15 protein-coding genes are annotated in these 15,317 nt (G+C 56.2%); 6 read left to right on the top strand and 9 right to left on the bottom strand.

Annotated elements, in window-relative coordinates; genetic code table 11:
• Positions 1 to 90 precede the first annotated feature (90 nt).
• Both FY046_RS12680 and FY046_RS12675 read left to right on the top strand, forming a co-directional pair.
• The gene (locus FY046_RS12680) at positions 91 to 969 is read left to right on the top strand and encodes a BadF/BadG/BcrA/BcrD ATPase family protein (protein ID WP_159338151.1); all 879 of its coding nucleotides are present in this window, start codon (positions 91 to 93) and stop codon (positions 967 to 969) included.
• 7 nt (positions 970 to 976) lie between these two features.
• The gene (locus tag FY046_RS12675) at positions 977 to 2,104 is read left to right on the top strand and encodes an ROK family transcriptional regulator (protein WP_133846542.1); all 1,128 of its coding nucleotides are present in this window, start codon (positions 977 to 979) and stop codon (positions 2,102 to 2,104) included.
• Between the two features lie 609 nt (positions 2,105 to 2,713).
• Here the strand turns inward: FY046_RS12675 and FY046_RS12670 are convergent.
• Both FY046_RS12670 and FY046_RS12665 read right to left on the bottom strand, forming a co-directional pair.
• Positions 2,714 to 3,805: an ABC transporter ATP-binding protein gene (locus tag FY046_RS12670; protein ID WP_167863949.1), complete on the bottom strand. Its 1,092-nt coding sequence runs from the start codon at positions 3,803 to 3,805 to the stop codon at positions 2,714 to 2,716.
• Positions 3,806 to 3,817: 12 nt separating this feature from the next.
• The gene (locus FY046_RS12665; RefSeq protein ID WP_171148686.1) at positions 3,818 to 4,417 is read right to left on the bottom strand and encodes a GNAT family N-acetyltransferase; all 600 of its coding nucleotides are present in this window, start codon (positions 4,415 to 4,417) and stop codon (positions 3,818 to 3,820) included.
• Between the two features lie 530 nt (positions 4,418 to 4,947).
• On the opposite strand from FY046_RS12665, the gene FY046_RS12660 reads away from it, so the two are divergent.
• The 3 genes from FY046_RS12660 to FY046_RS12650 are packed head-to-tail and all read left to right on the top strand — an operon-like array spanning position 4,948 to position 8,034.
• Positions 4,948 to 6,288: an ABC transporter substrate-binding protein gene (locus tag FY046_RS12660; RefSeq protein ID WP_171148523.1), complete on the top strand. Its 1,341-nt coding sequence runs from the start codon at positions 4,948 to 4,950 to the stop codon at positions 6,286 to 6,288.
• Positions 6,289 to 6,346: 58 nt separating this feature from the next.
• Positions 6,347 to 7,216, top strand: coding sequence for a carbohydrate ABC transporter permease (locus FY046_RS12655; RefSeq protein WP_446186114.1), 870 nt, complete (start codon positions 6,347 to 6,349; stop codon positions 7,214 to 7,216).
• 2 nt (positions 7,217 to 7,218) lie between these two features.
• Positions 7,219 to 8,034, top strand: coding sequence for a carbohydrate ABC transporter permease (locus FY046_RS12650; protein ID WP_133846546.1), 816 nt, complete (start codon positions 7,219 to 7,221; stop codon positions 8,032 to 8,034).
• Between the two features lie 22 nt (positions 8,035 to 8,056).
• Here the strand turns inward: FY046_RS12650 and FY046_RS12645 are convergent, their stop codons facing one another.
• Positions 8,057 to 8,206, bottom strand: a complete 150-nt coding sequence (locus tag FY046_RS12645; RefSeq protein ID WP_159338149.1) for a hypothetical protein — start codon at positions 8,204 to 8,206, stop codon at positions 8,057 to 8,059.
• Positions 8,207 to 8,451: 245 nt separating this feature from the next.
• Between FY046_RS12645 and FY046_RS12640 the strand changes: the two genes are divergently transcribed.
• The gene (locus FY046_RS12640) at positions 8,452 to 8,991 is read left to right on the top strand and encodes a cytochrome b/b6 domain-containing protein (RefSeq protein ID WP_133846547.1); all 540 of its coding nucleotides are present in this window, start codon (positions 8,452 to 8,454) and stop codon (positions 8,989 to 8,991) included.
• 31 nt (positions 8,992 to 9,022) lie between these two features.
• Here FY046_RS12640 and FY046_RS12635 read toward each other — a convergent pair whose 3' ends face one another.
• From FY046_RS12635 to FY046_RS12610, 6 genes are read right to left on the bottom strand one after another with little or no spacing between them, the layout of a single operon-like run.
• Positions 9,023 to 9,694: a flavin reductase family protein gene (locus tag FY046_RS12635; RefSeq protein WP_197931277.1), complete on the bottom strand. Its 672-nt coding sequence runs from the start codon at positions 9,692 to 9,694 to the stop codon at positions 9,023 to 9,025.
• Position 9,695: 1 nt separating this feature from the next.
• Positions 9,696 to 11,120, bottom strand: coding sequence for a M24 family metallopeptidase (locus tag FY046_RS12630; protein WP_133846548.1), 1,425 nt, complete (start codon positions 11,118 to 11,120; stop codon positions 9,696 to 9,698).
• A 23-nt stretch (positions 11,121 to 11,143) separates the two neighbouring features.
• The gene (locus FY046_RS12625) at positions 11,144 to 11,968 is read right to left on the bottom strand and encodes an ABC transporter permease (RefSeq protein WP_339506149.1); all 825 of its coding nucleotides are present in this window, start codon (positions 11,966 to 11,968) and stop codon (positions 11,144 to 11,146) included.
• The gene (locus tag FY046_RS12620) at positions 11,961 to 12,788 is read right to left on the bottom strand and encodes an ABC transporter permease (protein ID WP_159338147.1); all 828 of its coding nucleotides are present in this window, start codon (positions 12,786 to 12,788) and stop codon (positions 11,961 to 11,963) included. Before FY046_RS12620 ends, FY046_RS12625 begins: the two co-directional genes overlap by 8 nt.
• 9 nt (positions 12,789 to 12,797) lie before the next feature.
• Positions 12,798 to 13,850 (bottom strand): ABC transporter substrate-binding protein, encoded by a 1,053-nt coding sequence (locus tag FY046_RS12615; protein ID WP_446186113.1) that lies wholly within the window; start codon positions 13,848 to 13,850, stop codon positions 12,798 to 12,800.
• Between the two features lie 14 nt (positions 13,851 to 13,864).
• A complete protein-coding gene (locus tag FY046_RS12610; protein ID WP_197931278.1) occupies positions 13,865 to 14,980 on the bottom strand; it encodes an ABC transporter ATP-binding protein in 1,116 nt (371 codons plus the stop codon).
• Positions 14,981 to 15,317: the final 337 nt, after the last annotated feature.

Genomic DNA, 15,317 nt, shown 5'->3' with positions numbered 1-15,317 from the left:
TTTATTTGTTATTGCGATTTAAGTTTTTTTCACCTATCGTTCGGTCAATAATGAAACAACGATTCACAGCGATTAACGTGGGAGCAGCCCGTGTATTCTGACTATCTCCTTGGTATTGACGGCGGTGGCACCCATTGCCGTGCAAGGCTGACCGATAAACAGGGCGTTCTACTGGCCGAAGTGACGGGGGGAGCGGCCAATGTCTGGTCAGACTTCGCACAGGCCATCGACAGCGTTGAGCAGTTGATCGCCCGGGCGATGGCCACGGCGGGCCTTCCGCCTGATGCATTGAAGAAAACCGCGCTGGTGGCGGGTCTGGCAGGGGCCAATGTCGCTTCCGTTGCTGCGCAGCTGGCAGACTGGCAGCCCGCCTGTGCCTCTTTGCAGGTGCTGAGTGATGTTGAGATCGCCTGTGCAGGCGCTCACGCAGGCAGCGCGGGTGCGGTGTTGATTGTCGGCACCGGCAGTCAGGGTGCCGCCTGGGACGGTGAACGCTTTACGCTGCTGGGCGGTTGGGGGTTTGCACTTTCCGATCAGGGTTCGGGAGCCGAACTGGGCCGTCGGGCGTTGCGGCAGGCGCTGCTGGCTCATGAAGATCTCATTGTCAAAACCGACTTTACCCAGACCGTGATGGCGCGTTTTCAGCACAGCGCGGAAACCATGCTGTTGTGGACACGTACGGCAACGCCGGGCGACTGGGCACGTGTGGTGCCTGAGGTGTTTAGCGCTGCCGCAGCGCAAGATCCTCATGCGGTAAAATTAATCCGGCAGACTGCCGAGGATATTGCGATGATAGTCCGCCGCCTGCGCCTGCTGAGCAGCGGTCATATTGCACTGATGGGCGGGCTTGCTGCGCCGATCGAACGCTGGCTGGATGATGATATCCGGGCGCTGCTGGTACCGCCGCAACAGGATGCACTGGCAGGCGCATTGCTGCTGGCCCACTATCACGCTTCATTTGCTGAATAAGGGAACGATGACAGCGCCAAATGTAACCGCGCGCATTCTGCGCCTGATTGTTGAAAATGCCCCGATCAGCCAGTCCGACCTGAAAGTACGCACCGGGCTGAGCATGTCGACGGTCTCACAGGCCACTAACCGGCTACTGGCTCAGGAAATTATTCAGGAGCTGGGGCTGCGGCGGGTGTCGATGGGACGGCCGAAAACGCTGCTGGGACTGAATCCTGAACGCGCCAGCGTGGTCGGTATTCAGCTTAATGCTGAACGCAATCTGATCGTGATGACGGATCTCAACGGGAACTTACTCGGTGAACAGCAGATCCCGTCGGGATCTATGACGCCACGCCAGCTCAGTGATGCGCTGGCGAAATTTTTACGTGGCGTGGAGGGAAAGCGCGTCAGTGCCATCGGGCTGGCGCTGTCCGGGCTGGTCGACGCGGAGCAGGGCATCTGTATCCGCTCTAATGTGCTGGACTGGGATAACGTGCCGATTGCGCAGCTGCTGTCCGAGCGTTTCTCGTTGCCGGTGTTTATCGAGAATGATGCGAATGCGATGGCGATGGCTGCCATGGTGTTTGGTCAACTGGGCAATGTGCACTCTGCGGTGATTGCCACCTACGGTAAAGGGATTGGTGCCGGCATTTTGCTGGATCGCCAGCTTTATCGTGGCCGACATGGTAAAGCGGGGGAGATTGGTCACGCACTGCTGGGTGATGGCTCGATGCGTCTGCTTGAGGATGTCGCCTCTTCCCGGGCTATTCTTCGGCGTCTGGCGTCCGGCCCGGAGAGCAAATCAGTGACGCTGAAGTCTCTGGACGCGGCACCCACGCCGGATGCGCTTGAGGCACTGGAGGAGGCGGGGCGCCATTTAGGCATTTCGCTGGCGAATTTGTCCATTGCCTATGATCCTGACGTGGTGTATCTGGCGATGGAGCCGCAGATGGCCTCACGCATCCTGCTCGACCATATTACCCTCAACTTCCAGGCTTACCGCCTGAAGCTGACGCCGCAAACCACGCCCCTGCAATTTTTGACTGAATCCAGCCGTATGTGGGCGCTGGGGGCGGCCGGTTTTGCGATCAATAAGCTGTTGGATTTGCTGGCGGCGCAGGCGAATGATGAGGCAGAAAATCCCGTTAGTTAGTGGGTCAAGGGCGTTTCGCTTTCCCACGTTGTGGGCGAAGCGACCAAAGGGCGGCAGTCGCCCCGCCCTTTGGAATCCACGCTTGCGGCAGGCGCTGCGCCCGTTTCACGGGTGCCTTCGCAAGCGTTGCTCACCGACGGACCGCTCGTGACGGCACCTCCCTGTGCCGACACGAGCGTTCATCCTGGTTCACATCGCTTCCTCAGCGCAGCTTAATTGCCGCCTCAACATCAAAACCCAGGTCAAAATCTAAAGAAATTAAAACACCAACAAAAGCCAAGAATGGTTCTTTTGTGTTTGGTTTATTTTTAGTCCGTCTTTGATTGTTCTTTTGACCTGGCCGTTGACCTTTTGAGCGGCAATTAAGCCTCGCCGAAGGAGGGCGGATTTCCAGGACGAGCCAACAGGACGTCGGCGAGAGGGCGTGCCGGGACAGGGATGTCCCGTCACAGCCAGTCCGGCAGGAAAGCCAACCGACTGAGGGAACCCACGAAGTGGGCGATGCGACTGGCCGCCCTGGGTCGCTCAGCCCGCGACAGCGGGAAAGCGAAACGCCTTTGACCTGGCCGTTGACCTGGCCTTTCGGGTCGCCCCCTACGTTAGGCCACTTCAGCGCACTCGCTGCCCCTGCTCATCGAACACCAGACAATGCGTTGGCGGGATCACCCATTCCACCCGTGTACCGATCTCCCGCTGATGCACTTCGCGCTCCTCCACCACCAGCATCTGCTCATCCCCGGTATTCAGATAGAGATAGTTAGTGTGCCCCAGCAGCTCACAGTAGGTCAGCTCCGCACTGAACTGCGAGGGGCTGGCGCTGTCTTTCACCGGCTGGAAGTGCTCAGGGCGAATACCCAGACGCATTTTCTGCCCTTCGTGGCAGGGGGTATTCAGCGCCAGCGTCAGATTATCAATGCCCAGCGACGGCAGACGCAGTTGCACCTGGCCTTCACGGGTCGCAACCACCTGGGCATCAATAAAGTTCATCTTTGGCGAACCGATAAACCCGGCGACGAACAGATTGTCCGGGTTGTGATAAAGATCCAGCGGCGTACCCACCTGTTCAATGCGCCCCTGACGCAGCACCACAATACGGTCTGCCAGCGTCATCGCTTCCAGCTGATCGTGGGTCACGTAAATCATCGTATTCCCGAGGGAGGCATGCAGACGGGCAATCTCAATACGCATTTGCAGGCGCAGCTCCGCATCCAGATTCGACAGAGGTTCATCGAACAGGAAAATACGCGGTTGGCGAATAATGGCACGCCCGATGGCCACACGCTGACGCTGGCCGCCTGAAAGGGCACGTGGATGCCGATCCAGCAGTTCGGTCAGATGCAGTTTTGCCGCGGTTTCGGCAATGGCGCTGGCGATCTCGGCTTTAGGCCGTTTGGCCACCTCAAGTGGATAGGCCAGATTGCCACGCACTGTCATATTCGGGTACAGCGCATAGGACTGAAAGACCATCGCCACACCACGTTCGGTCGCGTGACGCTGGGTCATATCCTCTTCATCAATCAGCAACTGACCACCGCTGATCTCCTCCAGCCCGGCAATCATTCTCAGCAACGTGGACTTACCGCAGCCAGAGGGGCCGACAAACACCACAAACTCACCGCTGTTAATCGTCAGGTCGATACCTTTGATGACACTGATGTGATCGTAAGACTTTTGAACGTTCTGCAATCGCAAACTGGTCATGAACTGCCTCACTCAAAGTAACTGGCCCATATAAATGGCATTGCTGCGCAGCAGAGGCTGGAAGCCCAGGCGCTGATAGAACGCGCACACCTGTTCATTTTGCAGGCTGACGCCAAGATGCACACCACCGACACCCGCTGCACGCAGGGCATTCAGCTGATGTTCAATCAGTTTGCGTCCCCAGCCCCCTTTCTGCTGCGCAGGTAACAGATTGATATGGAGATGGGCAGGATAGAGCGTGACCAGTTCCCCGGCGGCAGCATCAGGATGGCGAATACTGTTTAGCACGTTGGCATCCAGCGCAGCCTCAGGCTGACGCTGGCGATATTTTTCCTGTAATTCAGGCCACCATACGTTGTTCAGCGTGGCTTCAAAGGCGCGCGTATCAGGGGCGGCAACCACATAGCCCATCACCTCACCGTCCACATCCAGCACGAACGCGAAGTCGGGCGCAAAGCGCGCATAGGGAACAGCAAAACGTTGCCCGGGGTACTCCGGGTCGGAATAGAGCGCACTGGCATCAACCCCCGCATTCGCCGTTTGCAGGCAAATTTGGTAGAGCGCCGGATAGTCGTCCGGGGTGGCTGCACGGATCACAGGGTCATTATTCATCATCAATTCTCGTTGGTCAGCAGATGAGCAATTTCAACGTTAATGAATGCCGACTTAGTTTTCAAGATGAAATAATTGCGTGACATCACAAAGCAGACGTAATAGTGCATCATTCTGCTCACCGATAACCACGGTCATCCGCCGGGTACGCCTTTAGCGCTGCGGCCTGCGCCTTTCCTGGTGTAGTGGAACCCGCAACGCGACCGGAAAATATATGATTTTCGTATGGTAAAACAGGAGGTTAGTTTTCCCCAATTTTTATCAGCTTAAGATGCTGGCAACAGGGAGATAAGCGGAGTGAATCACAGGCTATCGACCGCGTCTGCGCGATGGCATGCTGAATCGGTGCACAATATGTTGCTTTTATGCACGCGCTCACAGTGCTGTAAATCGCTACAGGCGGTGTTTGACTTTATTTTCCTATTAAAGTAAGTATGAAGGGGTGCATAAATAATCGTAGCTTCAATCTGCGGGATTGGCAGATGTCGACATGAAAGGATGCCCATTCAGTGATGGAGAAACCGAGCACTATGTCTAGTTCATCCGTTCGTTCGTCCCAGTTTCGTACTTCAGTGCGCCTGCTCTCACGTTTGATAGCGGCCGGCGCGCTGGTCGGGTGCATGGCGCAAAGCGCCCATGCCGTCACGCTTAATGAATGGGATATCTATAACTATCCTCAGCAGACCGCCGCAGTTGATGAAGGGATAAAAGAGTTCTCACAGAAAAACCCGTCAATTGTGATCAACCGATCCGTTCACTCGTTTGAAGATACCCGCATCCCGCTCAAGCTGGCGCTCACCGCTGGCGATGGTCCGCAGATTGCCCAGGTCAATCAGGGCGGCGGCGATATGGGGTCATTGGTGAAAGACAAGCTGCTGGTGCCGCTGGACGGTTATGCCAGCACCTATGGCTGGACCAAACGCTTCCCGGATTCCATCCTGAAACGTAACCGCTGGTCCGACACGCAGGACTTCGGCAGCGGTAAGCTGTATGGCGTGGCAAGCCTGGGGGAGATGGTCGGGCTGTATTACAACAAAGCGCTGCTGGATAAAGCCGGCATTGCCGTGCCGAAAACGCTTCCCGAACTGGAAAGCGCAATGGCAAAACTGAAAGAGCAGGGCGTGGCCCCGATGATGCTGGGCCTGCTTGATGGCAATATGGGTCAGCAGATGCTGAGTACACTCTGGCAGGCGCAGATCGACAGTAAGGATCGTAAAAAGCTGGATGACCTTATCTATGATGTTGGCGGCACCTTTAAAGATGACAAGCTGAGCCGGGCGGCAACGATGATGAAGGACTGGAACGAGAAAGGGTACTTCTTCCCGGGCTTCCAGGGCATCGGTAACGATGATGCCGCAACACTGTTCCAGAACGGGCAGTCGGCCTTCCTGATCAGCGGGACCTGGTATCTCGGCCAGTTTAAAGATAATAAAGATCTCCACTTTGCCGCGATGCCTGCAGGCGAGGGCGTACAGCATGCGCTGATGGTCGGGGGCACCGATTTAGCGTTCTCCGTGACCAGCACGGCGAAGGATAAAGCGCAGCAGGATGCCTCGGCGAAATTTATCGATTATATGGTGTCAGATGCCATGGCCGACCGCTGGTTAAAAGCCGGTTTCCTGCCGGCCAGCTCCAGTAAGAATGCCCAGGTTCCTGCGGATAACGTGCTGCTGAAAGAAGCCTGGCAGGTGTGGTTAACCCTGAATGAGAATGACGGCCTGGGCCATTATGTGGACTGGGCGACGCCGACCATGAACGCGGAGCTGAATCAGAATGTTCAGCTGCTGCTGGGAGGGCGTCAGACGGTCGATAAGATGGTGACCAATTTCGATAATAACTATCAACGCTACCTCAAAAGCATGAAACATTAAGCCGCATTGCCCGGCAATCCTGCCGGGCAGTCAGACGTTCTGGCCTGTGAGTCCGTTTATGTTGAATCTAAGCCCCTGGCGTAATTTTCTTTATCTTCTTCCTGCGGTGCTGGTGTATGGCGTCTTTTTGCTGCTGCCACTGTTGGCCTCGCTGGGTATCAGCTTTACCGAATGGGACGGTACCTCGTCCCCGGTATTTGCCGGTATCAGTAACTATATGCGGATGTTCAGCGATCCGGTGTTCTGGATTGCGCTGGGGAACAACGCCCTGCTGATGCTGTTTTATACGCTGCTGCCTATCGGCATTGGGCTAATGCTGTGCAGTTTCCTGAATGATATGCGCAGCAATACAGAACGCAGTCTGCTGCGCATCCTGTTCTTCCTGCCGTACATTATGCCGATGGCGGTACTGGGCGTTGTATGGCGCTGGCTGTATAACCCGGCCTATGGCCCCATCGATCAGCTGTTGCGCGCCATCGGCCTGCCGCATCTGGCGCTCTCCTGGCTGGGCGATTTTACCTGGGCGCTGCCCGCCGTTGGTATGGTCGCGACCTGGTATTTCTTCGGCTTTTGTCTGGTGCTGTTTATGGCGGGCCTGCAACGTATGGATCCGTCACTGTTGGAAGCGGCCGATCTTGATGGCTCGTCAAGACGACAGAAGTTTATGCGCATCACGCTGCCGGGGTTAAGACCTGAGGTGCGTATCGCACTGCTGCTGACGGTGATCGCCAGCCTGAAAACGTTCGACCTGGTGTATGTGATGACGCAGGGTGGCCCCGGCACCTCGACCATGGTCACCAATATCTTTATGTATAAGCAGGGCTTCGACCTGCACTATTTCGGCTATGCCTCTTCGGTTGCGGTCTTCAGTATGGTGATCGTCTTGCTGATTAACTGGCTGATTCATCTGGCGTTAAAGGAGCGTTAATCATGCACAAAACGCCGGTAAGTTCCCGTGCGCTGATCTGGGTGGTGGCGCTGCTCACCGTGCTGCCGTTTATGCTGGCGCTGCTGACTTCATTTAAAACGCAGATGGAGCTGTTTCAGGGTGTGTTTACGCTGCCTGGCTCTTTCAATGTGAAAAATTACATCACGGCCTGGCAGCAGGGGCATTTTAATGTCTATTTCCTGAACTCTGTGCTGGTGGTGATCCCGGTGGTGGTGTGCAGTATTTTTCTCGGCATTCTGGCGGGGTTTGGGTTCGCCTGGTTGAAGATCCCCGGTAAGAAAGTGATTGCCGCGATGTTTGCCCTCGGCATGGTGCTACCGAGCGAGGCGTTTATCATTCCGCTTTACCATGAGTTGCGCTGGATGGGGCTGACCAATACCTATCTGGCGTTGATCATTCCGCAGATCGCGCTGTCGCTGCCGTTTACCACGCTGATGATTGCCAGTGCGTTTCAGCAGGTGCCGAAAGAGCTGGTGGAAGCGGCGGTGATGGACGGCGCATCACGGGTGAAAATTCTCTGGGGGTTGCTGGTGCCCGCCATCGGGCAGACGCTATCAACGCTGGCGCTGCTGCTATTTATCTGGACGTGGAATGAGTTTTTGATGCCGCTGATTCTGGTGAATAAAGATGAACTGCGCACGCTACCCATCGGCATGATGTTATTCCAGAACCGCAACACCATTGATATTCCGGTGCTGATGGCCGGCGCGATGATCGTTATCCTGCCGTTGATGGCGGTGTTTTTAATCTTCCAGCGCAAGTTTATCAGCGGCGTGACCGAGGGCGCGGTGAAATAGGGGGCTGATATCCCCCATCCTGTTAACGACCTTTTTCTTTTCTGACTAATGCCGGGTAACTGTATTCCGCCGCGTTCCCGGTGCGGATGTCTAAGACCGTGTAACGGGCATCCGGGAAACGGCCTGCTTTGCCGGTTACCAGCAGGGCGCGGCCGCGCTGATCGTTAAACATCTTTCCCGCAGGGAACCTGGGGGCGTCCGGGTTTTTACAGGGGCAGTCAGAGCGGCATGTCATGATGGTGCCTCGCGATGGCAGAGGGATAACAGGAATAGGTCCGGGTGATATTGTGCCACAGCGGCGGCCAAAACGTCGTGGTGGAACGAGGTTTTTTGGCGCCTATCGGTAAATTTTGCCTGTGGTTAAAACGTGTTAGCCGGATATACTGCGCGCAAACTTATTCAATGACTCTGCGGGTAATGCAAAAAAAATACACTTTCCCTTTGATTGCGCTGCACTGGCTGACGGTGTTTCTGCTGCTTCTGGCTTATGGTTCCATTTTGATCAGCGACTATGCACAGCCGGGAACCTGGCACGGTTATGCTATTGCAGTGACCCACGTGACCGCCGGGGCAACAGTGCTGATTACCATGATCATGCGTTTGATGATCCGTCTGCGCAAACGATCGCCCGCGATTATTCCCGCGCCGAAACGCTGGCATACCGCGCTGAGCCATTTAACCCATACCTGCATTTACGCACTGTTTATTTCCCTGCCCGCGCTGGCACTGACCTCCCATTACTTCTGGGGCGGGGAGTGGAGCCTGTACGGACTGCCGATGCCCGTGGCCGCCGTGCCCGATACTGAACTGTCGGAAACGTTGATCCACTGGCACGCCGTACTGGCGCCCCTCGGCTACTGGCTGATTGGTTTACATGCGCTGGCGGCACTGGTGCATCACTATATTTTTCGTGATAACACCCTGATCAGGATGATGCCATCACGGCAAAAAGGCTGACCGGGTGGCCCGGCCGCCAGAAGACCTGAGCTTATTCCACAGCAGGTTTCACCGCGACATCCCGCTGCGCCCACTCCTCACTGCTCAGGGTTTTGATATCGAACTGGTCGCGCGTGCGGGTATAGGTGTGCCCGCCCATGCGGCCAACGGCATCCATCAACTGCTGGTCGATGTGCAGGTTTTCCAGGTTAACCGCATCGCTGCGGACATAAACGCCCAACACTTCACCGAGGATAATCTCGCGCGCCGGGCCCACCTGTAAAGTGGTATGGCGGCGGCACTCCAGCGCGGCCGGGGCGGCCAGAATCCGCGGACTGCGCACCATTTTACCGGGTGTAGTTTCCAGCCCGGCTAACGCTAGTTCGTCCACCTCAGGACCGAATTTAATCGCGCAGATCTCCATCTGTTCAACCAGTGCATCATCCACGATATGCACTGTAAATTCCCCGGTTTCACGGATATTACGCGCCGTATCTTTAAAACGCATATCCGCATAGTTTTCCACGCCGATGGCGACAATCGCCGGGTCATGCGTCAGTACGTTAAAGAAGCTGAACGGCCCGGCATTGGGCATACCGTCCTTGCTCAGGGTGGTGACCAGCGCGATGGGACGCGGGATTACCGTCCCGATGAGCAGCTTATAGCGATCGCGTTCGCCCAGCTGGGCAAAGTCAAACCAGGTATGTCCCGGCATATTTTTCATTTCAGACTCCGGCAGTTATGCGGTGAGTGTCCAGCGGGGTATGGCGGCTGAGGTTTTCAAACCCCTCTTTCGTGACAACGTAACAATCACCGATATTGCAGCCCGCTGACAGCGGCTCCAGCCACTGTGTGTGCATCACGAAAATCATGCCTTCTTCCAGACGATCGTAGTTATGAGAGGAGATGTTGAAACTGTTCTGACCGCCCGCCATGCCGACCGAATGGCCCAGGTTTGGGTTATGCGGCCCATGCGTTGCCGGGTAGACGTGCATCAGCCTGCGACCCTGGGCTTCATAATCGGCATCAGGCACATACTGCTGTGGGATCAGACGCGCTGTTCCGTCGGGCATCGGTGACCAGTTATAGGGCATGGTGCGCGCCTCCGGGGAGGTCAGCAGCCCGGCATCAATCATCGGTGCAAACGCCGCGTTGTTAATATCACGCATCAGCGCCCCCGGTTTAATCAGTTTTTCGGCCTGCTTCACGCCAGCGGTACAGGCGGCCAGCACCCGCTCCTGACGTTCAGTTATCTCACCCACCGCAATCATCCGCGCGGTCTGAGCGGTATAGCCGCGCCAGGTCACGTTGGAAATGTACAGATTGATCAGATCGCCCGGCCGCACAACGTGACCATAAGGTTTGCCGCAGTGGGTGCCGAACTCGTTAATGCCGATCTGATAGCCATCACCCGTTTCACCGCCGAACGCCAGCTGCGCACAGCTGAAGGCCGCATAGATTTCATGATCGGTGACGCCCGGTTTCGTTACATGGTAGGCCGCCTGGGTGCCAATGCTGATGAGCTGTGCGGCTGCGCGGAACATCTCAACTTCACGCGGCGAGCGGACCTTCTGCAAACGCTCAAGGATGGCACTATCCTCAACATATTTCGCGGCGGGTGTCAGCGATGCCAGCGCCGCCCAGAACGTTAACGAGGTCCGATCACCGATTTTACCGATCTGCGCTTTTGACAGCCCGAAACGGGCCAGCACCTCAGCACATTTTTCTGCCGTTTTGACCACCGAATCGCCGGGGCGGTCGGCATATTCGCGGCCAATCGGGCCAATTTGCCAGATTTCATCAACCAGCAGCGGCTCACCACCGGGGGGAAGCAATACCGACTGCGTGAAAAAGGAGAGCAGTACCAGCGGTTTGTCACTGTCGGTCGGGACGATCAGCACGCCTTCACGCATCCAGTCACAGAGATAGCGCAGCCAGGGGTTAGAGGCATGGAACCAGCCAACGCTCCCGGCATGGACGATAATCGCATCATGTCCCGCTTCCACCGCCTGACGACGCACTTTACGCAGACGTTCTTCGAACTCTTCTAACGGTAACGGCAGCGGCGCTGAAAATTCAAAATCCGGCTGGAAATCGGCCAGCAGCGCGCCAATGCGATAGCCAGCGGCCTGAGTCGCACGAGTATTCATAGTCTTTCCTTGTCGTCAAAAAATCAGGGTTGCTGTGGTCGCGGTGCCAGCACGCGCCGGGCGACCAGCAGACCAAGCAGGGTGATCGCGATTAAAATCCCGGAGATGGCCGCAACACGAACGTCGAGCGACTCCTCGATCAGTGCGAACATACGCAGCGGCAAGACGGTGGTGCGGGCATCGGCAAGGAACAGCGAAACCGAGACATTATCCAGAGACTGAATAAACACCAGAAACGCCCCTGCCATAATGCCCGGCATCAGCAGCGGTAAGGTGACGCGGCGCAGCGTCATAAACCAGCTGGCCCCCATCGTGGCCGAGGCTTCCGCCAGCGAAGGGTTCATCCCCTGCGCCACCACCGACACGGCGCGATACATCAGGGGGCCAAACACCACCACATGGCCAAGAATGGTCAGCCACAATGACGGCGGGAAGCCGATAAAATTGGCAACAATCAGCGCAGCCAGCCCGTAGACCAGACTTGGCAGCACCAGCGGTGCCAGCAGCAACGGTTCTATGGTGCTGACATTTCTGCGCTTCATCCGCGTCATACCGATGGTGGCAGGCACGGCGAAGATCAGCGCACCCAGTACGGCCAGGGCGGCGATTTTTAACGAGTTTCCGGCGGCAACGTGCTCCGTGGCTGACCGGACCGGATCTAACAAGGCCTCGTACCAGCGCAGAGAGAAACCCTGCGGCGGGTATTTCAGGGTCTGCCCGGAGGTGAATGACATCATCAGTGCAATCACTATCGGGGCCACCAGATAGATCACGCAAAGCGAGCCAAATCCGTAGACAAAGAGCTTATACATCAGGCCGGGAACAGGGTTTTCGCGTCGATTAAGCATGACCGTTCAGTCTCCGGTGGCGTGAAATCATCGTGAGTGCGACCAGCAGGCACCCGGTGGACACCAGGAGCACCACAGCAATAGCGGAAGCCAGCGGCCAGTCGAACAGCGTACCCACTTCGCGGTAAATCAGCTGAGGGACATACACATTACGCGCGCCGCCAATCACCGCCTGGGTAACAAATGAACTGCTGGTGCTGGCAAACACCAGTATCCAGCCTGCCAGCAGGCCGGGCAGCATCAACGGCAGCAGCACGGTGACCAAAATTCGCCATGCGCCCGCCCCGGACACCTGAGCCGCTTCGGTCAGTTGATAAGGTGTGCGTGAGAGAATGGCGATCAGCGGCAGAATGATCAGCGGGAGATCAATCTGGCACATCGCCATCACCAGTCCGGTTTCGGTGAACATCAGGCTGGTCGGCATTCCCGTTATCCCCATGGCCATCAGCGCCTCGCTGATCGGCCCCTGGCGGCCAAGGATGACAATCCAGGCAAAGGTGCGTACCACGTTACTGGTCAGCATCGGAATCAGCGTCAGGAAGATCAGCACCTGACGTAAGTGACGCCCGCTGTGCCAGTAAAGCAGGGCAATCGGCACGCCCAGCAGTGTCGTTCCTATGACCGTTTCAATCCCCAGCCTGGCGGTGTTCATCAGCACACGGAAGTTAAAGCTATCACCAAAGAAACGCGCGTAATGGCTTAACGTGACACCGTCACCGGACGTGAAGCTGAAACCAACCAGAACCGCCAGCGGTGTGGCAAAAAAAACCAGTGAAAGCAATAACATGGGTACAACATAAGGAAAGCCGCTCTGTTTCATCACATCACCTTAACCGGCAACCAGGGAATCAAACTGGCGTATCCAGTTATCACGGTTTTTGTTAATCGCAGCCCAGTCCGGGTAGACCAACGATTTCAGCTGCTCACGCGTGACATAGGCAGCTATAGCCGGTGTCAGGGCGACGTTTTTATTGGTCGGGAACATCTCGACGGGGGGTTGCATCAGTGCGGTTTGTGCCGCCTGAGAGATGGCGGCATCCATATAGGCATAGGCCGCATCGAGATTTTTACTGCCTTTGGTGAGATGAATATTCACCGGGGCGGCCGGTGAGCCACTCTCCGGGTGTACGAACTCCGCGTTTAACCCCAGGCTTTTCAGTCGCGCCACATTCCCGGTACTGCACATAAACACGGCAATTTCACCCTGCTGGAACAGCGTCATCTGATGGTTGGTACTGTCAACGATGCTGGTGAGCTGCTCCGGGTGTTCCTTAAACAGTTTAAAGACCGCGGCCATGTCATCCGGGCCTGTCCCGTAAATTTTTGCCAGCTCGGTATACGCCATTACGGCGGTGTTCGAGGCAAATCCGGTCCAGGACACCAGGCCTTTGTATGCCGGATTCTCGAACAGGTCGCGGTAGCCTTTGGGGCGCGGCACCAGGTCGGGATTGTAGGCGATGCCGTTAACCTCAACGGTGACCGTCGGGCCATATTCGCCCTGAAATGCCGGATCAAGCAGGTTCCAGTTTTTCAGGCGTGACGGATCAATTTTCTGGATCAGATCCTTTTCAATAGCGACTGTCATCTGTCCAGGCGACATCAACAGCGTGTCGTAAGGCGGGTTTCCGGGGCTGGCCAGCACTTTTGCCAGCTGGTCCTGGGCCATCGCAGGGGACACCGTCATGTCAAAACCCTCTTTTTTCAATATCGGCGTCAGGATAGTGCGATACGCATCTTCCCAGTTCCCCGGGAAGGTCGCGGCGACGGCGGTTCCACTGCCTGCGGCGGCAAGCGCACGCAGTGAAAACGGCAGCATGGCGGAAGCGGCGACACCCGCCATTAACTGACCAAACCGACGACGACTGATTTCTACATTTTTCATAGTGTTCACCTGGGTTATTGATTCATGGGAAGCGGTTCAGCCGGGAAGGCGTGACAGCGGGCAGTGTCAATCTCAGCAAAAAGTTGGGATCCGGGTTGGGGGATAAACGTTGACGGCCCGCGTACCTCTGACGCTTTCAGACGGGTACCGTCTTCCAGTGCCAGGTCATGCAGCAGCGTTGGCCCGAGCGGCACCGATACTGTCATGCGTACGGGCTGGGTGTTTTCCCCTGGCTGCAAACAAAGCCGCACCTCTTCAGGACGGAAAGTCAGCGTCACTTTTGAACCGGTAGTGAAGTTCAGACGGCGCGGCAGGCGCACGGTGCTCTGGTCGGGCAGGCCGATCAATGTGGTGTCGTTATCGAAACGCAGCACGGTACCTTGCAGCTGATTGGTCTGACCGATAAACGTATTCACGAACAGTGTTTTCGGTTGGTCATACACCGCCATCGGCGTATCGATCTGTTCAACGTTCCCTTTGTTCATCAGCACCAGACGGCTGGCGAGACTCTGCGCTTCTTCCTGGTCGTGAGTGACAATCAGCGTGGTAATGCCCAGGGTTTTTTGCAGGTGCAGCAACTCAACCTGCAGATCGAAACGCAGCGCCCGATCCAGCGCGCCGAAAGGCTCATCAAGCAGCAGCAGTGAAGGGCGGCCAGCAATGGCGCGGGCCACGGCAACACGCTGCTGCTGGCCACCGGATAGCTCACGCGGCAGGCGATGACCAAACTCGTTCAGTCTCACGAGGGAGAGCATCTCCGCCACGCGTTGCTTACGTTCCGCGCGGGATATCTGCTGACAGGCCAGCGGATAGGCAATGTTCTCTGCCACGGTGAGATGGGGGAACAACGCATAGTTCTGGAATACCATGCCGATGCCGCGAGCCCTGGCTGACACGTTGGCGAGCTCCTGGTCCCCCAGAACAATTTTGCCTGTCTTTGGCTGGATCAGTCCGGCGATGGCTCGCAGCACGGTGGATTTACCGCATCCGCTTGGCCCGAGCAGCGCCACAATTTCACCCGGTTCAATGGTAAATGACACATCACTCACCGCGTTGTTGCCACCGTAACTGTGGGTCAGTCCCTGCACGCTCAGGCGCTTACGTTCAAGGGTATGTTGCTTATCTTGCATAGGGCTTCCCTGGTGATGAGTCGCTGTCATAAGACGAATAAGACGAATGGGTTGATGACAAGGAAACTGCAAGCCGTATGCCAGATTGTTGGGGGAAGGGGAGGGAAACTCCATAATGGATTGAAATAAAACAATTATTAATTTAAATCAAAGTTTCGCAACTCTGTGCGAATTAAATTACACCTTATAATTCGAAAGAAAATTCCTTACGTGAAATGACGATTGTGGTGCAGAAAGAGCATTATTTTGGTGCAAATAATCACCAGGATCGCGCAGAAACAGACGATAAAATCCCCTTTTTTCGCAAAATGATCGCCCATAAAGATGACGGAAAGCC

The organism is Erwinia sp. 1181_3 (assembly GCF_052824965.1).
This window is presented reverse-complemented; position numbering and strand designations above follow the sequence as displayed.